Source organism: Gottschalkiaceae bacterium SANA (assembly GCA_036323355.1).
GTDB lineage: Bacteria > Bacillota > Clostridia > Tissierellales > GPF-1 > GPF-1.
Map to the genome: position 1 here is coordinate 1,791,945 of AP028876.1, position 20,884 is coordinate 1,812,828.

At 42.0% G+C, this 20,884-nt stretch carries 13 protein-coding genes, 1 rRNA gene and 1 other annotated feature; of the genes, 13 read left to right on the forward strand and 1 reads right to left on the reverse strand.

Translation table 11 applies throughout. The features are described 5' to 3' along the window. Nucleotides 1–10: 10 nt before the first annotated feature. The 8 genes from pheT to AC25CA_RS08475 all read left to right on the forward strand — a co-directional run bounded on the left by pheT (nt 11) and on the right by AC25CA_RS08475 (nt 13,013). The gene (pheT, locus tag AC25CA_RS08440) at nt 11–2,410 is read left to right on the forward strand and encodes a phenylalanine--tRNA ligase subunit beta (RefSeq protein ID WP_486813417.1); all 2,400 of its coding nucleotides are present in this window, start codon (nt 11–13) and stop codon (nt 2,408–2,410) included. A gap of 63 nt (nt 2,411–2,473) precedes the next feature. Further along, entirely contained in the window at nt 2,474–2,884 is a 411-nt protein-coding gene (locus tag AC25CA_RS08445) for a hypothetical protein (protein ID WP_486813418.1), read from the forward strand. Between the two features lie 39 nt (nt 2,885–2,923). Then, the gene (locus AC25CA_RS08450) at nt 2,924–5,224 is read left to right on the forward strand and encodes a U32 family peptidase (protein ID WP_486813419.1); all 2,301 of its coding nucleotides are present in this window, start codon (nt 2,924–2,926) and stop codon (nt 5,222–5,224) included. Further along, on the forward strand, nt 5,224–7,569 hold the full coding sequence (locus AC25CA_RS08455; RefSeq protein ID WP_486813420.1) for an endonuclease MutS2: 2,346 nt from the start codon (nt 5,224–5,226) through the stop codon (nt 7,567–7,569). Before AC25CA_RS08450 ends, AC25CA_RS08455 begins: the two co-directional genes overlap by 1 nt. A gap of 45 nt (nt 7,570–7,614) precedes the next feature. Then, nucleotides 7,615–7,803: a binding site (T-box leader), on the forward strand. Between the two features lie 152 nt (nt 7,804–7,955). After that, nucleotides 7,956–9,653 (forward strand): arginine--tRNA ligase, encoded by a 1,698-nt coding sequence (argS, locus tag AC25CA_RS08460; RefSeq protein WP_486813421.1) that lies wholly within the window; start codon nt 7,956–7,958, stop codon nt 9,651–9,653. 212 nt (nt 9,654–9,865) lie between these two features. After that, nucleotides 9,866–11,089 carry an arginine deiminase gene (arcA, locus tag AC25CA_RS08465; protein ID WP_486813422.1) on the forward strand — a complete coding sequence of 408 codons (1,224 nt, stop codon included), beginning with the start codon at nt 9,866–9,868 and terminating at the stop codon, nt 11,087–11,089. Between the two features lie 14 nt (nt 11,090–11,103). Beyond that, on the forward strand, nt 11,104–12,096 hold the full coding sequence (argF, locus tag AC25CA_RS08470) for an ornithine carbamoyltransferase (protein WP_486813423.1): 993 nt from the start codon (nt 11,104–11,106) through the stop codon (nt 12,094–12,096). Nucleotides 12,097–12,164: 68 nt separating this feature from the next. Then, nucleotides 12,165–13,013: a hypothetical protein gene (locus AC25CA_RS08475; RefSeq protein ID WP_486813424.1), complete on the forward strand. Its 849-nt coding sequence runs from the start codon at nt 12,165–12,167 to the stop codon at nt 13,011–13,013. A gap of 37 nt (nt 13,014–13,050) precedes the next feature. Here the strand turns inward: AC25CA_RS08475 and AC25CA_RS08480 are convergent, their stop codons facing one another. Then, nucleotides 13,051–13,536, reverse strand: a complete 486-nt coding sequence (locus AC25CA_RS08480) for a hypothetical protein (protein WP_486813425.1) — start codon at nt 13,534–13,536, stop codon at nt 13,051–13,053. Between the two features lie 91 nt (nt 13,537–13,627). Here AC25CA_RS08480 and AC25CA_RS08485 point away from each other — a divergent pair, with 91 nt between their 5' ends. The 5 genes from AC25CA_RS08485 to AC25CA_RS08505 all read left to right on the forward strand — a co-directional run bounded on the left by AC25CA_RS08485 (nt 13,628) and on the right by AC25CA_RS08505 (nt 20,873). After that, nucleotides 13,628–15,397 (forward strand): B12-binding domain-containing radical SAM protein, encoded by a 1,770-nt coding sequence (locus tag AC25CA_RS08485; protein ID WP_486813426.1) that lies wholly within the window; start codon nt 13,628–13,630, stop codon nt 15,395–15,397. Next, complete coding sequence (locus AC25CA_RS08490) at nt 15,363–16,103, forward strand: hypothetical protein (RefSeq protein ID WP_486813427.1); 741 nt, start codon at nt 15,363–15,365, stop codon at nt 16,101–16,103. The genes AC25CA_RS08485 and AC25CA_RS08490 overlap by 35 nt, the downstream gene beginning before the upstream one ends. Then, complete coding sequence (locus AC25CA_RS08495) at nt 16,100–17,236, forward strand: tetratricopeptide repeat protein (protein WP_486813428.1); 1,137 nt, start codon at nt 16,100–16,102, stop codon at nt 17,234–17,236. The genes AC25CA_RS08490 and AC25CA_RS08495 overlap by 4 nt, the downstream gene beginning before the upstream one ends. A 60-nt stretch (nt 17,237–17,296) precedes the next feature. Next, nucleotides 17,297–18,934 carry a glycosyl hydrolase family 18 protein gene (locus AC25CA_RS08500; protein WP_486813429.1) on the forward strand — a complete coding sequence of 546 codons (1,638 nt, stop codon included), beginning with the start codon at nt 17,297–17,299 and terminating at the stop codon, nt 18,932–18,934. 408 nt (nt 18,935–19,342) lie between these two features. After that, nucleotides 19,343–20,873, forward strand: a 16S ribosomal RNA gene (locus AC25CA_RS08505). The last annotated feature ends 11 nt before the right edge of the window (nt 20,874–20,884 follow it).

Consider the following 20,884-nt stretch of genomic DNA (forward strand, 5'->3'; position numbering starts at 1 on the left):
AGGGGAAAGAATGTTAGTATCCATTGAATGGTTATCAGAATATGTAGAAATTGAGCAATCGGGAAAGATGATTTCCGATCGTTTGACGATGTCCGGCTCTCATGCCGATTCAATCGAAAAATATGGAAATAAATGCACCGGTATTGTAGTTGGAAAAATTCTTTCCATCGTGCCACATCCCGATGCTGACAAATTAGTTGTTACCAAGGTAGATATTGGCAGGGAAGAGCCACTTCAAATTGTAACCGGAGCAAAAAACATTGCAAAGGGCGATTTGATTCCTCTTGCAACCGTCGGTGCAGTTCTGCCTGGAAACTTTAAAATCAAAAAAGGCAAGCTTCGTGGAGAGGTTTCTGAAGGTATGATGTGCTCTTTAGAGGAAATGGGCTTTGCTGATTCTGTTATTTCGAAAGAAGCCAAAGAAGGCATATTTATCTTAACTAATGAATATACCTTGGGCCAAGATATTAGAGATGCCTTGAAACTCTATGACGATGTCATTGATTTTGAAATCACGAACAATCGCCCGGACTGTCTAAGTATGATTGGTATGGCAAGAGAAACAGCTGCAACTTTGTCAAAGACAATTCAGATTCCTCAAGCCCAGGCAAAACAATGTGATGGCAATATCCACGAGTATTTGAATACGGTTACCATTGAAGCGACAGATCTTTGCAAGCGCTATATGGGCCGCGTTGTGAAGAATGTCAAAATTGAGGCTTCTCCTATTTGGATGCAAATTCGTTTGATGAAAGCCGGTGTTAGACCCATCAATAATGTTGTTGATGTGACCAACTATGTGATGTTGGAAACCGGTCAACCCTTGCATGCCTTTGATGTAGAGAAGGTCGAGGGCAAAGAAATACGTGTCCGTCGAGCGAAAGCTGGCGAAACCCTAGTGACCCTAGATGGTACCGAGCGAAATCTTGATGAAGACGCTTTGGTAATTGCTGATCAGGTGAAACCCATTGCTCTAGCTGGAATCATGGGGGGTGGAAATTCTGAAATTTCATCGACTACGACAACAATTTTGATCGAATCAGCGAATTTTGATGGTAAAACAGTACGCTTGGGAGCAAAAGCATTAGGCATGCGTACAGAAGCCTCCAATCGATTCGAAAAGGATTTGGATGTCGAAATGGCAGCCTATGCTTGTCAGCGCGCCTGTGCTTTATTAGAAGAGCTAGGAGCAGGAGTTGTGGTAAATGGCGTGATAGATGCTTATCCTGTTGCTTATCAAGCAAGCACAGTCAGCATGCGATTAGATCGCGCAGCCGCTCTTTTGGGTGTATCAATTCCCCTAGCCGATCAATTGGACTCCTTGGCGCGACTTGGTTTAGAAGCGACCTGTAAAGGTGATGTCATCGATGTTCAAGTACCAAGCCATCGTGGGGATATCAAAATTGAGGCTGATGTTATTGAAGAGGTTGGACGGATCTATGGATTTCATAATATCGAGCCCGCACCGCTACGCATGGAGGTACGACAAGGCCGATACAGCAAGGCGCGTGTTCGAGAAGACCGTGCAAAAGAAATTATGCGTGGATTGGGTTTCAATGAAATTATGACCTATTCTTTTATCAGCGAAAAGGTATACGATCAATTGCGTATTCCTATGACCAGTCCAAAACGACAATTGATACGATTATTGAATCCTTTGGGTGAAGATTTCAGCATTATGAGAACAACCCTTTTGGGAAATATGATGAAAGTGGTTTCTCGTAATATGAACCATGGGGTAAAAGAAATGGCTGCCTTTGAATTGGGTAACGTATTCATACCAAAGTCGCTTCCTGTAACGGAATTGCCTGTTGAGAAGATGTTAATGGTGCTTGCTGAAGTTAGTGAAAATACCGATTTCTTTTCCTTTAAAGGCAATGTAGAAGCCTTGCTTTCCGGTATGAATTTATCAAATGTTGAATTCGAACCAGAAACAAGTGATCCGAGTTTTCATCCGGGTCAATGTGCACGGATATTGATTGATGGTGCAGAGGTGGGACGAATGGGCCAAATGCATCCAATTGTAGCAGAGAATTTCAACCTTGATCAAGCTGTTTTTGCTGCGGAATTGGATTTGCAGGCTTTCCATACGCTTGCGGAGGATAAAAAAACCTATCAGCCATTGCCAAAGTATCCGGCAATGACACGAGATTTGGCACTTTTGGTACCGAGCTCTTTGCCATCAAAATTCCTAGAAAAGGCGATGAAGGAGTCTGGTGGAAAATTGGTTGAGACGACCAAACTATTTGATGTCTATACAGGTGCTCAGGTTCCGGAAGGCTGGAAAAGTTTGGCTTACTCCATTTCCTATCGAGCGAAGGATCGTACCTTGACAGACGAAGAAGTAGCCAAGGTTCAAAATAAAATTTTACAACGTTTGGAAAAAGATTTTGAGGCAAAATTAAGATAGGACTGCTTATGCAGTCCTTTTTTTTTTTGACTTATGCTATAATAAGAAAAAGGAGGGATTGCCATGTCAGAAATGAATCGTGTGACATTGACCATCAAGGGCGTAAATTATACCGTAGTCGGTGATGAACCTCAGGAGGTGCTTAATCAGATTGCGGGGCAAACCGTCAATCGGATTGAAGAAAAACTGGCTGCAAGCCAGCGGATCAATGACCGCATGGCAATGCTGTTGTCCGTATTCGAAGTTGAAAATGAATTGACAGGATTGCAAGAGCAAATGGCGACTATCAATGTGCTGGAGCCAGGAGAAAGGGTAGATCCTATTGTTTTGGAAGAACTAAAAGACAAAATTCGTGCAAAAAATGATGCTTTGCTCAAAGCAGAAAACACCATTCATGAATTACAAAATAAGTTGTTTCATACGCAGATTGAATTGGTGCAAGCACGAAAACAAAATCAAGAGTTGGGAAAATAACCACGACTTCCTGTCGCGGTTTTTTTTATGGGAGATGAAATGAAAAAAGAAAATGAAATGATTGAATTATTGGCACCCGCCGGGACGCCTGATGCTTTTTACGCAGCGATTCGTTATGGTGCAAACGCCGTTTATCTAGGTGTGGAAAGCTTTAATGCACGAATGGGTGCTGAAAATATTCTTTTGGCTGACTTGCCGGATTACGTTGAATTCGCACACCTTAGAAATGTAAAGGTATATGTAGCCATCAATACCTTAATTCGGGATAACGAGTGGCCGCTTTTGGAAGAAACGATGGAAAAAATCGTGGATTCAGGTTCTGATGCTGTAATCCTTCAGGATCTTGGTGTTTTGACCTATATGCAAGAAGCTTATCCATCTTTTGAATGTCATGCAAGTACACAATTCTCTATCTATAATGAAGCGGGTGTCAGAAAAGCGAAGGAACTTGGCTTTTCACGCGTGGTTATGGCCAGAGAAACCTCCATTGATGAAATTGAAAAATGCGCAAAGATCGAAGGTATAGAGCTTGAAGTATTTGTTCATGGTGCTCTTTGTGTCTCGGCTTCTGGACAATGCTTGCTTAGTTCTTCTAGGGGGGGACGAAGTGGAAATCGCGGTCGGTGTGCGCAACCATGCAGACTGAATTATCAAAGCCAAGAAGCACATGGACTTGAAGCACCGTGGCTGAGTCTAAAGGATCTCTGCGGAATCGAAGAAATTGAACGATTGATTCAATGTGGCGTCCATTCTTTAAAAATTGAAGGTCGAAGCAAACGCCCGGCTTATGTTGCAGGAGTGGTCCGTTCCTACCGCCAAGCAATTGATGGAAAACAGGAGCTTTTGCCTGTTCGAATAGAAGAAATGAAATCTTTGTATTACCGTGGATTTACAAAGGGACTCTTAAACAATGCATCGATCAAAGAGATTGGCAGTCAAGGCCAACCCAATCATCAGGGAATATCGGTTGGACATGTTAAACGATATTCCAATGGAAAAGCCTTAATTGAATCAAAACATACTTTTGTATCGGGTGATGGCATTCGATATCAAGACCGTGAGGGAGAGTGGGTTGGTCAAAATATATCGTGGAGCGAATCCATGGGCGAGACATTAACCTTGATTCGTTTTCAAGCCAAACCGCGTATTAGCGGAGAAGTTTTCTTAACAAAAAATCATGCACTCGAGAAGTTCTTGGATTGGAATCAAAACAAGATAGAACCTTGGCTCGGGATTGATGGACAATTAGTTGTTGAAATAGGTAAAAAACTTCAATTAGTTGTGATTTGTGAAGGGAAATCATGGACGTTTGAAAGTGAAGACGCAATTGAAGCAGCTCGCTCTCGAGGAAGTAACAAAGAAGAGATCAAAAAACAATTGAATAAAATGGGGGGGACTCCGTTTTATTGGAACGTCTTGGATATTACACTTGCAGAATTGGCCTATGTGCCAGCTCGTTTGGTTAATGAATTGAGACGAAGAATGACCGAAAAAGTATGGAACGAACGTCTGATGAAAGATGATTCGAATGTTCGGGTAAGCTTGCCAGATTCCAAGGGGAATCCAGCTGTGAATACGATGAAGTATACAGCAGCTATTTATGGCGCAAAGATTGGCCAACAAATCAATCCTAAGTTTTATGATCAAATTTGGATTTTACCAGAACTCGAGACTGAAGCCTGGGTTGCAAAAGCACGCGAAATGGGCGTAGCTGTTGGATGGACAAGCCTCTATGGACAAATTATGCCGGAAACAAGTCAAAACATTGAGCAAAACGATTGGAATCAAACTCATTTAGGGTTTCAATCTTCTGGGATCAGTCTATTTCCCATGAACCAGTGGAGTATTTATCGTCTTCAGAACCTAGGGTTAGAAACCATTCATCTATCACCAGAATTATCCGTTGATCAAATTCGTACCCTTTCAAAAGGGATTGAAGGCGATTTTGAAGTGATGGGGTATGGACGGATTCCTTTGATGTCTATGCGTCACTGTCCTATGAAATCGATGGGAATTTGTACAGGTAATCTATGTGAGTCTTGTAGCCGAGTCTATCACCTTAAAGATAAGGAAGAACGATCGTATCCGGTTGCGCGAATGGGGGAGTTTTCTTATCTGCTGTCCCATGAACCCATTTCAAATCTTGCCTTTTTGTCTGAATTAAAGCGGGCGGGTATTCGAAATCTACGTTTCCAATTCTGGGACGAAAGCGATCCTGTCAAGACTTTGGAAAAATGGGTAGAAAAAAGCAATGTTGCGGATAGAGAAGAACTGAACAAATGGCTAGACCGTCAAGATCTTCCAGGTGATCAATCCATGATTAAATGGGGGGTGAAATAATGAATCAAAAGGCGATTCAACGCCTTGAGCTCGATAAAGTACTTGCAACGATTGAATTGAAATGTGCCCATGACATGGGACGTCAACGTGTGAGAAAGCTTCACCCTAAAAGCAGTATTGCCCAGGTGAAGCAAGCTCTCAATGAATCAGAGTCTGCTATGTCTCGTATTTTGAGAAAGGGCTATGCGCCTCTACGAGGATATGGAGATATTGTGGGAATTGCTTCTCATGCGGAAAAGGGTGGCATATTACATCCTGGGGACTTATTAAGTGTGGCGAGAAATCTTCGTGTGGCACGAGATTTGAAAAGCTACGGAGATGACATAACATCTCCCTTAAGCGACTATTTTGAAAATATTGACACCCATACGCGTCTTGCGTCTGAGATTGATGCAGCGATCATCAGTGAAGAAGAAATTGCCGATGAGGCTAGTCCGGCTTTGAAGCAAATTCGGCGCAATATCAGAGTGAAACGTGATTCGATTCGCCAGCGATTGAATGTGATTCTTACGAGGAAGTCAAATGATAAAATTTTTCAGGAGCATTTGATCACCCTGAGAAATGATCGTTTTGTCATTCCAGTGAAAGCGGAATATCGTGGCAAGTTTCAAGGCATTATTCATGATCAATCTTCCAGCGGAGCAACAATCTTTGTCGAGCCTATGGAGATTGTTGAAATTAATAATGAAATCCGATCATTGGAAATGGAAGAACGCAAAGAAATCGAACGCATTCTACGTGCTTTCAGTATGAAGGTGCAGGAAATTTCTCCATTAATGCGCAATAATCAATTGCAATTCATCCAACTGGATTTGATCTTTTCCATTGCTTCTTATGGCTTGGATATGAGAGCAACAAAACCAATAATCAAAGATGAGCCATGTCTCAACTTGAAAAAAGCAAGACACCCCATGCTTCCGAGTGTGGATGTTGTACCAGTTGATGTTGCTTTCGGCATGCCCAAACCGATGATCTTGATTACTGGACCCAACACGGGAGGTAAGACTGTTACCTTAAAGACCATTGGTTTGTTGGTTTTGATGTCCCTTTGCGGAATTCCAATTCCTGTTGAAGAAGAGAGTCAAGTTCCCTTTTTAGAAGAACTGTATGTGGATTTGGGTGATGAACAAAGCATCGAACAGAATTTGAGTACATTTTCGTCCCATATGGTCAATATCGTTCAGATTATGAAAAACCTTCAAGCCAAGAGCATGGTCTTGTTAGATGAGCTCGGTGCTGGTACCGATCCTATGGAAGGGGCGGCCTTGGCAAGATCGATTTTATCCTTTTTATTGGAGAAACAAGTTCTTTGCGCTTGCACCACCCACTACAGTGAATTAAAGGAATATGCGCTTTCTACGGAAGGTATCATCAATGCTTCTATGGAGTTTGATGTAGACACTCTTTCACCGACTTATCGTTTGATTATGGGGATTCCGGGTAAATCAAATGCTTTTGAAATCGCTAGAAAGCTTGGTCTCAGCGATGCTGTGATCGAAAAAGCGAAAGGTTTGATGGATCATTCAAATGTTGAATTTGAAGAGATATTAACTGATTTGCAAAAGGAACGAAAAATTGCCGAAAAAGAAAGCGAACGTCAACGGGATCTGCGCATTCAAATGGAGCGCCAGCAAAAAGAATTAGAAAAAGAAAAGCAAAAGCTTCACGCCATTCGTGAAAAGGAAAACAAAAAAGCCAGACAAGAGGCAAAGCGACTTCTGCAACAGGCAAAACGCACAGCAGAAGAATTGCTGGACCAAGCAAGACAGCAACGTGATGGTTGGAAGGATTCTGATCATTTTGCCGGACAAGCCATTGAAAGAAAATTTGAAGAGCAATTAGAAGCCCTGAAAGGGGAAGAAGACCGCATCGTTCTTAGAAAATCACATAATCCGGTTAAGGAACTGAAGGTGGACGATCAAGTTCGCATACCATCTCTGGGACAAACTGGCGTTGTACTAGAGATTAATGAAAAAGAACGCTATGTCTTGGTCCAGGTTGGTGCCATGAAAATGAAACTGAAGAAGAAAAACTTGGAACCGGTTAAACAGCAGCATGAACCAATTCAATCAACGCAAGTTAAACCTATGATTATGAGGCAAGTGAGATCCACTTTGGATCTTCGCGGCTTAAACTGGGAAGATGCTATGGAAGCACTTGACAAGTATGTGGATGATGCATTATTGTCCAATTTAGCTATGGTCACAATTATTCACGGTTTGGGTAGTGGGGTTTTAATGCGAGGGGTGCGAGAATGGTTGAGTACTCATCCCCATATCAAGAAATATCGCCGAGGAGAGATGGGTGAAGGTGGAAATGGCGTAACCATTGCAGAATTCCGCTAACTCTTGCAAATTTAATAAACACATGATATAATCAAAAAAAATTCAAATGAATTGTTGATGAGAAAAGTAGGGATTCTGGGAACAAAAGCGAGTAGAGGATGGTGTGAGCTCTATGGGGAACAGATCTTGAAACGAGCCTCGGAGATGGAGCCTAAGCTCCCGGTGTGAACCGTTATCTAATAAAGCGGGGAGAAATCCCAACTAGAGTGGTACCACGGCGAAGTCGTCTCTAATTAGGAGACGAGCTTCGCTTTTTTTATTGCAGAGGAATAATCTTCCTTCCATGTTTAGCGGAAGAGAGCAATCCGCTAAAGTTTTGTGCAAGGAAGATGGTCAGTCGAGAACCAGGTTCGAGCCTGGATTCATATAGATACAGGAGGAAAAAAATGGATTATAAAGTAGAAGTTGCCAAACAATTATCAAAGAAAATTGATTTTTTATCAGTAGAGGAAATTGAAGCGATTCTGGAAGTGCCCAAAGATCGGGAGATGGGAGACTATGCCTTTCCTTGTTTCCGATTGGCAAAAACATTTAGAAAAGCACCCCCAATGATTGCTCAAGAGTTAGTCAATGACTTTAACGTGCAAGCACCCCTTGCAAAGGTAGAAGCTGTAGGCGGCTATTTAAATTTCACCCTAGACAAGACGGGTGTAATCAAAAGCGTTTTGGAAGCGGTGATGGAGAAGGGAGCTAAATACGGCTCAAAAGAATTGGGTCATGGCAAAAATGTCGTGATTGACTTTTCTGCACCTAATATTGCAAAACCCTTTCATGTTGGACATTTACGATCAACCGTGATTGGGAATTCCCTTTATAAGATTTATGGATTCGAAGGTTACAATGCCATCGGCATCAATCATCTGGGTGATTGGGGCAAGCAATTTGGCATGCTGATTGCTGCTTATAAACATTGGGGAGATGACAAGGCCCTTGAGGTGGAACCCATCAAGGCGCTCTTGGACTTGTATGTAAAAATTCATGCGGAATTAGATGAGCATCCGGAATACGAAGTGGAAGGACGCGCATGGTTCAAGTCTTTAGAAGATGGAGACGAAGAAGCACAGCGTCTATGGAAGTGGTTCGTGGAATTGAGCATGGTAGAATTTAATCGCATCTATGAGATCCTGGGGGTTTCCTTTGATCATTTTACCGGAGAAAGTTTCTACAACGACAAAATGGAACCTGTTGTCGCAGAGATCAAAGAGAAAAACCTTTTGGTTGAATCCGACGGCGCTTATGTTGTTGATTTAGGTGAGGAAATGCCGCCATGCATTATCTTAAAGCGGGATGGCGCAACGATTTATGCAACCCGTGATATTACGGCTGCTTTGTATCGAAAAAAGACCTTTGATTTTGAAAAATGCATCTATATCACAGATTATGCCCAAGACCTTCACTTTCAACAATGGTTTAAGGTAATTGAGTTGATGGGCTATGAGTGGGCTGGCGATTTAATGCATGAATCCTTCGGCCGTGTCAGTACAGAACAAGGGAAATTAGCAACGAGAAAAGGGAATGTTATTCTTCTTGATGATCTGTTAAGCCAATCCATTGGGAAGGTTCAATCAATTATTGACGAACGAAATCCAGAGCTCGAAAACAAGGAGGAAGTTGCAAAAGCAGTCGGAATTGGTGCTGTGATTTTCAATGACCTTAGCAACAATAAAAATCGTGATATTGTTTTCAATTGGGAGAGAATGTTAAGCTTTGAAGGTGAAACGGGACCTTATGTGCAGTACAGCCATGCTCGCGCATGCAGCGTTCTTCGAAAATCAGGTCTAGAAGGATATGCGGATCTCATTCATTATGATCGGTTATTGGATCCTTCATCCTTGGATGTGATTCAAGAGCTTGCCGAATTTCCGGATGCGGTAGAACAAGCCATGCTCCGCAACGAGCCTTCCATGATTACCCGAAAAATCATCCTAATTGCACAGCGATTCAACAAGTTTTATCATGATTGTCCCATCCTGGTTGATGATCAAGGAGTAAAAGAAAGTCGATTGGCCCTTGTTTTGGCTGTGAAAACAGTTCTTGAAACAGGTTTGAATCTATTGGGAATCAAAGCACCAGAGAAGATGTAAAAAATTAAGCGGCTGGTTCAGCCTCTTATATATATTTTTTTTTCTGAATAAAATTTGAAAGAAAGCATTGAATTGTCAGTTTTTCTCAGATCAGAGAGCCGATGTTGGTGAACGAATCGCATATTTATACATTGATTGTATAAATATGCGATTTTTGCGTTTGACTGTCGCTAGTCGTTTGTTATAATAATCATAGAAAACGAGGTGATTTTATGGAAGACGCATTACATGTATATAGTGAAATTGGAAAGCTAAAATCAGTGCTGCTGCATCGACCGGGCCGCGAGTTGGAAAACCTTACACCAGATTCCATGGAACGATTGTTGTTTGACGATATTCCTTATCTTAAAATTGCGCAGAAAGAACATGATTATTTTGCACAGGTTTTGAAAAATCAGGGCGTAGAAGTTCTATACCTTGTTGATCTTGTAGAAGAAACCTTACGAGCTCAACCTAAATTGCTTCCCAGTTTTGTCGAGCAATTTATCTTGGAAGCAGGCATCTATGATCCAGTTTTGCGCGGCGTATTGATTCATCATTTTTCATCCATGGAATTACGTCCCATGATCCATAGCATGATGGCTGGAATTCGAAAATCCGAAATGCCTACGTATCGAAAAAAGACCTTGCATGATTATGTGGAAAGCCGCCAACCCTTTTTAATGGAGCCATTGCCAAACCTGTATTTTACGCGGGATCCCTTTGCAACCATTGGAAATGGTGTTTCTTTAAACCATATGCATACCAAAACACGGTGTAGAGAAACAATTTTTGCTCAAATTATTTTTAGGCATCATCCTAGACTATCAAAACAAAATCCGCCCTTTTGGTTCAATAGGAATGAAAATACTTCCTTGGAGGGGGGCGACGAACTGATTTTGAACCATGAAACCCTCGCCTTTGGTATTTCTCAGAGAACCGATGCACGTTCTATAGAAAGATTAACTCAAAATTTATTTCAAGCACAAAATGAGTTTAAAAGAGTACTTGCATTTGAAATACCACGCACTAGAGCCTTTATGCATTTGGATACCGTATTTACGCAAGTCGATGTAGATAAATTCACCATCCATCCGGAAATTGAAGGTCCTTTGACGGTGTATGAGTTACAAAAGAAACCAGGAACGAAAAATGATATTGTAATTCGAGAGATTCATGAAGATTTAGAAACCATACTGTCAAGATCCCTTGGACAGGCTGTAACTTTGATTCGATGCGCAGGCGGAGATGTTGTTCATGCTGCTAGAGAGCAATGGAGTGACGGATCCAACACCTTAGCAATCGCTCCAGGAGAACTGGTGGTTTATGAACGTAACTACATGACCAATGCCGTACTAGAATCCTATGGCTTGCATCTGCATATCATCCCTTCGTCAGAGCTTTCGAGAGGACGAGGCGGACCGCGTTGCATGAGCATGCCCTTGGTTCGCCAATAAAAGGAGGAAAACCAATGCCACAAAATTTACGAGGTCGTCATTTTTTAACACTGTTGGATTATACGCCAACTGAAATTCAGTATTTGCTGGATCTTTCGAAAGATCTGAAACGCGCAAAGCGATTAGGGAATGAGTCGAAGCAATTGATGGGAAAAAATATTGCCCTGATCTTTGAAAAAGCATCCACTCGAACCCGCTGTTCTTTCGAAGTTGCAGCATATGATCAAGGTGCTCATGTTACCTATTTGGGACCAACAGGTAGCCAAATTGGAAAGAAGGAATCCATTGCGGACACAGCTCGCGTTTTGGGCCGATTCTATGATGGAATTGAATATCGAGGATATGGTCAAGAAAAGGTCGATGCTTTGGCAGAACATTCTGGGGTCGTGATATGGAATGGATTAACGACTGAATATCATCCAACTCAGATATTAGCCGACTTTTTAACCATCCAAGAACATAAAGGTTCCTTAAAAGGAATCAAGTTTGTTTATGCAGGAGATGGCAGAAACAATATGGCTAATTCCTTGATGATCGGTGCCGTGAAAATGGGTATGGATTTTAGAATTTGTGCACCTTCTGATTTGTTCCCAGAAGAAACATTGGTTGCAACATGCCGTGAAATTGCCAAAGAGACGGGTGCCAGCATTACACTTTCTGATGATTTAAAAGTTGCAGTAGAAGGTGCTGATGTTGTTTATACGGATGTTTGGGTTTCTATGGGGGAATCAAAGGAAGTCTGGACAGAGAGAATTCAGAAATTACAAGCCTATCAAGTTAATCGTGCCATGATGGATCTTGCTGATTCTGAAGCTATTTTTATGCATTGTTTGCCGGCCTTCCATGACCGTGAAACCGAAGTGGGAGAAGAAATTTTTGAAACTTTCGGCTTGGATGCTATGGAAGTCACTGATGAGGTTTTTGAGAGCAAGCAATCCGTTGTATTTGACGAAGCTGAAAACAGACTTCACACGATTAAAGCGGTTATGGTAGCGACTCTTGGTTAATCGCATTCAATAAAAAGAGAAGGCGCTCATTGAGCGCCTTTGTGCTATACTAAAATATGGTGATGAAGATGAATTTAGAAAAAAGAAATTGTAGAATATATGAGTTGTCTCATAAATGCTTTGATACTCAGGCCATCGAACTGCTAATGCGCGCGATGAGAGAAGAAGAAAAAAATATTTGGCGTGTGGACTATACTTGGTTGAGAGAAGAAATGAAGACTTGTTTTTTTTATTGTCCCGAACTTGCTGATTCTCTGCTGAATCGTAATAAAACCCATTCTAAAGTTCCGTTTCGAATTCGGGGTGGGCTGCTATTGGGACTGATGTTTCGAAATGTTCATTGGTCGATTCTTGAGGAAGAATTTTTCCATCTCTACGGGTCTTTACAAATGCCAGTCCAATATCTTTTCCATGATTATATTTGGCTGCGCAGTTTTCATGCCTTGCAAGTCCAAGGGGAATGGGTGATTCCATCCCTAGAGTCTGCATTAGAATGGATAAAATCCATAGAGACCAACTGGATTTTATCGCATTACAAGCCTAAGGCTTGGCAAACGATGGAAGAAAAATCGAAAATCGTTCGTGTAGAGAGGGGCCGAATCAATTGGATTCAAAAAGTTGTTTGTGACGGTACTTTCCCATTGCCGAAAGAAATGGAAAGCAGTTGGGGTCAAGACATAGAATATGAGACTGGGCGAGTCAATCAATGGCGAATTTCTATTGATCGTCTGCAAAGAAGAGAACGAACAGGTATAGGCAATTCGGAATTGCGTCAATGCAAAAACGGTGAAACATGCACGCATGCTTGTTTGGGACCCCTTCAAATCGTAAACAAAAAAGAAACGCCAACCCATCTTGAGATTGAGGCTAAGGGAATCTTGCGAACTTATATATTTCGATATAAAAAAAAGCGATAATCATCGCTTTTTTCTTTTAAAAAACTATTTTCCGTTTTCAAAGATTATTTGGATCTTTTTTGTAAAAAATTCGTTCGCTTCGACTCTTGACTTCAATCAACAAATCATTGATTCGTTTAATTTCTAAATTTAACATATCGATATTCTCTTGCTCAAGGTTGTAATACAAGAAAAGATCTTCAAAACGGGCTACCGTATCGGAAATTGCGGTATCAATCGCAATAAATTCATTGAAGTGCGAACTTTGAGATGCATTTTGAAATTGCTCAAGATCAATACTGATTGCCTTGACAACATCCTCTTCCGTACCAAATTCCCCTGCAACAACAACATAGGGCTTGATGCGTTCCAAGAAATATTTGTTGCTTTTTGTAATATGGTAGAGATAACTGATTTTGAGCTCTTTGGATTCAAATTTAACAAAAAACATGATTCCTTGTATGCTCTTCACTTTACAGCCCAATTCTCGGAGCCGATCAAGATTCATTTGGTGACGTATCTGTCGCGCGGTCATATATGCCATAAGCCCACCTCCTATTTTCGGTATCATTATACCACATTCTGCCTATATTGATACATGTGTTATAATAAGATTCGAATTGGAGGTAGGAGAGATGAAAGTAACCTTAGTTTCTGTAAATGCAAAGTATGTACACACCGGATTGGCTGGACGATATTTGTCAGAGCTGGGATCCGAATTATCAGAACACGAAATTGATCATCAAGAGTATTCCATCAATCAACCCATTGCCGGTATTGTTTCTGAATTGTTGAGAAATCCAAGTAAAGCCTACGGCTTTTCTGCATATATATGGAATTTAAATGAAATTTTGCAGGTTTGCAGACAAATTAAAAAAATTAATCCGGAGATTATTCTTTTTCTTGGCGGTCCTGAGGTTTCTTATGAAGAAGAAATACTGATGGAGAAAGAGCCCTGCATTGATTTGATCGTAAGAGGAGAAGGTGAAAATGTCCTTCTTAAGCTATTAGAGATTAAATTTCAACCGATGAAATACGCACAGGTTCCTTCGCTGACCTACCGTAAAGAAATGAAAATTATAAAGAACCCGTTGGGAGAGCCAACCCCTATGAAAAGTCTCCCATTTGCCTATTCAGATAAGGACATGCATGAGCCTGGGAAGATCTTCTACTACGAAAGTTCGCGGGGATGCCCATACAGCTGCGCTTTTTGTCTTTCTGCACAAGATGGAAATCGCGTGCGTTACCGTCCCTTAGAACAGGTTACTGCTCATATGGCCATATTTTTGTCACAGAAAGTGAAACAGGTCAAGTTTATCGATCGAACATTTAACGCGGATCCAGATCGAGCCATGGCTCTACTTGATTTCTTGGAAGAAAAGCATAATGGCATAACGAACTTTCATTTCGAGTGTAGTCCCGATCGTCTCACCCCAGTTTTTATTGAGCGATTAGCGACTTTGCCAGAGGGAATGGTTCAACTTGAAATTGGGATTCAATCAACAAACCCAGAAACCTCAAGAGCCATTCATAGGCCGAGGGAAATTGATCTGTATCGACGTGTCATTGAACAGCTGCGTAGACCAGATAATATTCACCTTCATGTGGATCTGATTGCGGGATTGCCATTTGAGGATTATTCTTCTTTTAGAGAATCATTTAATGATGTGTTTTCCTTGGATGCCCATGTTATTCAATTGGGATTTTTAAAGCTCCTGAAAGGATCTGAACTTCGCATGAGAAATGAAGAATATAAATTAATATGCTCCGAAGACCCGCCATACGAAGTGTTAAAGACACCGTGGCTGTCTTACAAGGATGTTCAGCACTTAAAATGGATTGAAGATTTGGTTGATAAATACAACAACAGCCAAGGATTTATTATGAGTTTACCCTTTGCATTGGATCAATTCAATTCGCCATTTGACTTTTTTGAAAAATTTACGGAATATTGGGTGGGTCTGGATCTCCATTTGCGCAAACATAGAAGTGGAGCTTTGTATAGCATTCTTTTAGATTTCTCGCAAAAATGGGATCTGACAGAAGAGGCGCGAAAGGAATGGGAGGAACGACTTCTTTTTGATTCTTTATACGCAAACGGCGAACCCTTTTGTAAGGATCATTCTGCGACCAAAATGAAACGGTCTCAGAAAAACGCCCTTGCCGAGCTATTCTTAGAAAAACAAATGTTGTTTGAAGGCAATCTACGAAAGAAAAGATATCCGGATGTGGCAATCGCCCGATTCGAAACCTTGGGCAAGGTCATAAAACCAGGTAATCATAAAAAAATCTCATTGATCTTCTTTAAAAAAAGAAGGCCGCTTTTTGTTCAGCCATGTGAGCTTTATCAACTAAAGGAGGAAAAAGACAATGTTCAATTTAACCGATTGGCTATACGTTTATAAGAAAGCAGGTAAACTATTTCTAGCGAGAGGTAAAAATCTTGGGATGGGCATCGCCCTGAGTTGGGGGATTTTATTGGCCTATCTTTTGATTACGCCCTTATTGTTTGCTGGAGGGAGTATGTTCTCTGGCTTGCTGTTCTCTCTATGGCAAGCGGTTTTGCTTTCTGTCTTATATTATTTGGTCCTAAGCGTCATTCGCAACCATCGTGTTGGATTTCATACCTTTAAAGATGGCATGATGGCTTTCTTTTACAAGGTTTTAGGCGTTCGTTTCCTTTTGTGGATTCTATATGCTTTTGCTGGGAATGGTTTGCTTTATCGTTTTTCTTTTGCGGGCATTGCTGTGATTCCATTTGTTATGTACCTAGCCTTGAGTCCCTTGCCTGAAACCATTTATCTTCGCAATGAAAACTTCACAGGCGTTTTTGAACGAATTTTTCATTTTCAAAAGGAAAACTTTTTAATTTGGACGGCGATGATGGCTATTTGGCAGCTTGTTTTTTACGGGATTGCCGGAAGCTTGGATTTGAATTTGTTAACCATCGCGCCATTTGCCTCAACAATTTACGGATTGTCCAATATTTTGATTCTTGGATTGGGTCAAGCGCTCTTTTTCCTTTGGATGGTTTATCGAGGATTGGTGTATCAATTGCTAGACAAGTCGTCTAGAAGAAAACGAGAATTTGAAAGAAGGATGATTGTATGAATTTATCTGAAGTATTAAAAAAAAGAATGGACGAATGGGTTTTTATTGAACTAAAGGAACCCGTTTCGATTCCAAAATCTCAGGGTGTTATTCCATCGAATCTACCCTTGCCTATTCGAACTGAAACAATGGCGGGTTGGGTAAAAACGGATATCGGAACCGATATACAATTGGATAACCTAATTGTTGATCTAGCCATGATCATGGGTATTGATGAAAGTTTTTTGCATTATCAAACCTATCATAACTTGTTGGAAGAGTTAACCAATCATCAGATTCAAGCGGCTCTGCAGCAAAAGGTGCAATTGTTCTTTGATTTAGAGATGCCGGACAATGCAATGATCTTGCTACGAACCTTGACCTTTTTATATCCGAAAAATCAAGAGTTACAATTTTCTTATGCCGTGAGTATCGAACGGTTTGCGGAAAAAAGAATCAAGGAAGGCGCAGATCGTGCGGGAACTTATCTGTATGACTTAGCTTCCAAAGAATACTTGCGATTAATTCAAGAATCCCCAGAGTTATATGCGGCCCATTATAAACTTGGGCACTATTATGTATATAGCAAACAATATCGGGGGGCGAAGCACCAATTTCAACGATTCTTGGACTTGATTGCAAACCAAGAAAATCTAGATGAAATTAAGCAAGAGGTAGTTGAAACACTTCAGGCCATTAATCCTTATGCTTTGTACGAAGAAGCTGTGGCCTATTCACAAGCAAGTCGATTTGAAGAAGCCATTTTGCTCTTGGAAAGTCTTACATCTGAAGAAAAACAATGGTGGCAGGCTGAACTTTTACTAGGAATATGTTATCGTGGTGTAAACCAATTGGGAAAAGCCATGACCCATATGCGTCGGTCGGAGTTTTTAAAAGAGGGGGAACCCATGGTTCTCTTTGAAGTAGCGCAAACTTTATATATATCCGGGAAATATGAGGAAGCCATGGAATCCATTCAGAAAACCATTGGTGCAGAACGAGAGTGGCCTGTAGCCTATTTGGTGCGTGCACAGATAAATCTAGCCTTGAATCAGGTTCGTGATGCGATTTCAGACCTGCATCAGGTGCTGAAGTTGGATCCCGAACAAGCTGCGGCAAAAGAACTATTGTCAAAATTAGGACAAGATTCATAAAGAATTCATATTGAAAACCCTGAAATTCGGTATAATGAAGATACGTAGAGGGGGAAGCTTATGAAACGATGGAGCATCATACTTATAGTTGTTTTAGGTGTTTTGGTCGGACTTTTTTTGGGGATTCGTTTTTTCGATCAACCGGAAGAACGAGATGAATTTCAAGTAAGAATCGATGGCGAATTAATTGAAGAGGCGAAAACCCTTCTTCATAACGGGGAATTGTATCTATTGGATTCTCAGGTCAGAGCCATTCCGGGATTGATTAGTTTCCAGGAAGAAGAAAGTTTGCATATCTTTTCATCAGATCGATTGACCATGTTAACCCTGACCGGTGACCTTGTCTTTGTCAATGGAAAGCTTGATGAAGAGGGGGCGGGATTTCGTGCCAACGAAGACTTTTATCTTTCTGCTAACATTGTACAAAATGCCCTGGGCATACCCATTCATTGGAGTGCAGCTAAATCGGGTGCTAGTCTGCAAAGTGGTTCTATTTCCTATTCTGAGTATCATGTGAATAAAACGGTTCGATTACGAGAGAAACCTTCGATCTTGGCCTCTGCCGTTGATATTTTAACCCCTATGAGTCGAGTTTTCACTTATGAAGAAAGGCTAATTGACCAAGATGATTGGATATTTGTTGTGACGGCAAGTGGAAGAGAGGGGTATTTGCAAAAACAACAAATCACCTTCCATGAAGTCATTCAGCCAACGCCTAAGGCCAACAAGGAATTTTCTGAACCGATTTTATTGGCCTGGGATTACTTTAATGAAAATACAGCCTTAACCTATAAGCTGGAACCGGCCATTGGCCTCAATATTCTGTCGCCCACATGGTTTTCTCTTCAAAAGGAAGAGGGGAACTTTCAGATTCTAGATATGGGCAATGAAACCTATCGCCAATGGGCGGAGCAACAGGGCTACGCTATATGGGCACTTTTCAAAAACGACTTTAATCCAGATTGGACTAAGGAGATGCTGCGAGACCCAATTCAGCGGCAATCAGTAGAAGACGAAATCATTCGATTGGCACAGTCATATAAATTAGAAGGAATTAATCTGGATTTTGAAAACATTTATGAAGAGGATCGTGACTACTTGTCTCAATTCGTCCGCGAATTGTTTATCAAGACGAGAGAAGCTGATTTATTTTTATCCATGGATGTAACTCGTCCAGGCGGAAGTCCAAACTGGTCCTTATGTTATGATCGAAAAGAGTTGGCCAATGCATTAGATTATATCTTTTTGATGGCTTACGACGAGTACTATCATGGTGGTGGGGAGAGTGGACCCGTTGCCAGTATGCAGTGGACGGAAGAAAGTATACAGATGACCTTGGAGGAAGTACCGGCAGAACAGCTGGTCTTGGGCATACCACTTTATGTCCGTCGATGGCAGGAACCATTGTCGGGAACAGGCAAGGCACGGGCGAAAGCATTGACATTGAATGGGGTTCAAAATATTATCAATGAAAGGGATTTGACGCCTGTCTGGGATCCCGGTGCTAGACAATTCAAAGTTAGCTACGAAGATGAAGATAGTCGCTATCAGATTTGGTTGGAAGATGACTTATCCATGTATCAACGCATTCAATTGATTCATCAATATCAATTGGCGGGATTCGGCGCATGGAGAAAGGGTTTTGAAACCGATTCTACTTGGAATAATCTCTTTGGATTTTTGTCTGTGGGCAAATGAATCGTCAGAAAATAAGAACTTCTTTTTCTGGGTTGACAGTAGGGGGTTCCTTTGGTATTATAAATAAGCGGTCGAGGAAACTTGGCCGCTAAAAAATGCTCAAAGCTAGCAAACAAGCGGAAGAGAGCAAAAAATAGTACTTGACAAGAATTGGGTCAAATGCTAAACTGAGTAAGTTGCTAAAAGCGGAAACGCAAAGCGAAAACAAAAAGAAATAAAAAAAGACGGTTGACAGTATCTTCCAGATATGTTACACTAGTCAAGTCGCCAAGGCGGCGAAATGATCTTTGAAAACTGAACATGACAGCCTCGAATTTGACCTTTTGGTCAATGAAGAAGTAACAAGAAATACGCTAAATCAAGCAGTAATGCTTGGTTGGTAAAAGCACCCTTAGGGGTGGAAATATTTTTACTGAGAGTTTGATCCTGGCTCAGGATGAACGCTGGCGGCACGCCTAACACATGCAAGTCGAGCGAGAATTATTGGAAGGATCCTTCGGGTGAATGAAGATGAGGAAAGCGGCGGACGGGTGAGTAACGCGTGGGAAACCTGCCCTATACACAGGGATAGCCATTGGAAACGATGATTAATACCTGATAAGACCACAGCATCACATGTTGCAGTGGTAAAAACTCCGGTGGTATAGGATGGTCCCGCGTCTGATTAGCTAGTTGGTAAGGTAATGGCTTACCAAGGCGACGATCAGTAGCCGGCCTGAGAGGGTGAACGGCCACACTGGAACTGAGACACGGTCCAGACTCCTACGGGAGGCAGCAGTGGGGGATATTGCACAATGGGGGAAACCCTGATGCAGCGATGCCGCGTGAATGATGAAGGCTTTCGAGTCGTAAAGTTCTGTTCTTAGGGAAGATAATGACGGTACCTAAGAAGAAAGTCCCGGCTAAATACGTGCCAGCAGCCGCGGTAATACGTATGGGACAAGCGTTATCCGGAATTATTGGGCGTAAAGAGTTCGTAGGCGGTTCTTTAAGTCAGAAGTGAAAGGCAGTGGCTCAACCATTGTAAGCTTTTGAAACTGGGGAACTTGAGTGTTGGAGAGGAAAGCGGAATTCCTAGTGTAGCGGTGAAATGCGTAGATATTAGGAGGAACACCAGTGGCGAAGGCGGCTTTCTGGACAAATACTGACGCTGAGGAACGAAAGCGTGGGGAGCGAACAGGATTAGATACCCTGGTAGTCCACGCCGTAAACGATGAGTGCTAGGTGTTGGGGTAGCGATACCTCAGTGCCGCAGCTAACGCATTAAGCACTCCGCCTGGGGAGTACGGTCGCAAGACTGAAACTCAAAGGAATTGACGGGGGCCCGCACAAGTAGCGGAGCATGTGGTTTAATTCGAAGCAACGCGAAGAACCTTACCAGGTCTTGACATCCCGGTGCCCGGTCTAGAGATAGACTTTTCTCTTCGGAGACACCGGTGACAGGTGGTGCATGGTTGTCGTCAGCTCGTGTCGTGAGATGTTGGGTTAAGTCCCGCAACGAGCGCAACCCTTATCTTTAGTTGCCAGCATTTAGTTGGGCACTCTAGAGAGACTGCCGGTGATAAACCGGAGGAAGGTGGGGATGACGTCAAATCATCATGCCCCTTATGACCTGGGCTACACACGTGCTACAATGGTCGGTACAACAGGCAGCGAAGGAGCGATCCGGAGCGAATCTCAAAAGCCGATCTCAGTTCGGATTGCAGGCTGCAACTCGCCTGCATGAAGCTGGAGTTACTAGTAATCGCGAATCAGAATGTCGCGGTGAATGCGTTCCCGGGCCTTGTACACACCGCCCGTCACACCACGGGAGTTGGTAATACCCGAAGTCGCTGGGCTAACCCTTTTAGGGAGGCAGGCGCCGAAGGTAGGATCGATGACTGGGGTGAAGTCGTAACAAGGTAGCCGTATCGGAAGGTGCGGCTGGATCACCTCCTTTCTAGGGAGAAA

Bases quoted from the DNA above. Each gene is read 5' to 3' on its own strand.
- AC25CA_RS08485 (WP_486813426.1), top strand. From the start codon at position 13,628: ATGAAAGTAACCTTAGTTTCTGTAAATGCAAAGTATGTACACACCGGA.
- AC25CA_RS08495 (WP_486813428.1), top strand. From the start codon at position 16,100: ATGAATTTATCTGAAGTATTAAAAAAAAGAATGGACGAATGGGTTTTT.
- AC25CA_RS08450 (WP_486813419.1), top strand. From the start codon at position 2,924: ATGAAAAAAGAAAATGAAATGATTGAATTATTGGCACCCGCCGGGACG.
- pheT (WP_486813417.1), top strand. From the start codon at position 11: ATGTTAGTATCCATTGAATGGTTATCAGAATATGTAGAAATTGAGCAA.
- arcA (WP_486813422.1), top strand. From the start codon at position 9,866: ATGGAAGACGCATTACATGTATATAGTGAAATTGGAAAGCTAAAATCA.
- AC25CA_RS08475 (WP_486813424.1), top strand. From the start codon at position 12,165: ATGAATTTAGAAAAAAGAAATTGTAGAATATATGAGTTGTCTCATAAA.
- AC25CA_RS08490 (WP_486813427.1), top strand. From the start codon at position 15,363: ATGTTCAATTTAACCGATTGGCTATACGTTTATAAGAAAGCAGGTAAA.
- argS (WP_486813421.1), top strand. From the start codon at position 7,956: ATGGATTATAAAGTAGAAGTTGCCAAACAATTATCAAAGAAAATTGAT.
- argF (WP_486813423.1), top strand. From the start codon at position 11,104: ATGCCACAAAATTTACGAGGTCGTCATTTTTTAACACTGTTGGATTAT.
- AC25CA_RS08500 (WP_486813429.1), top strand. From the start codon at position 17,297: ATGAAACGATGGAGCATCATACTTATAGTTGTTTTAGGTGTTTTGGTC.
- AC25CA_RS08445 (WP_486813418.1), top strand. From the start codon at position 2,474: ATGTCAGAAATGAATCGTGTGACATTGACCATCAAGGGCGTAAATTAT.
- AC25CA_RS08480 (WP_486813425.1), bottom strand. From the start codon at position 13,536: ATGGCATATATGACCGCGCGACAGATACGTCACCAAATGAATCTTGAT.
- AC25CA_RS08455 (WP_486813420.1), top strand. From the start codon at position 5,224: ATGAATCAAAAGGCGATTCAACGCCTTGAGCTCGATAAAGTACTTGCA.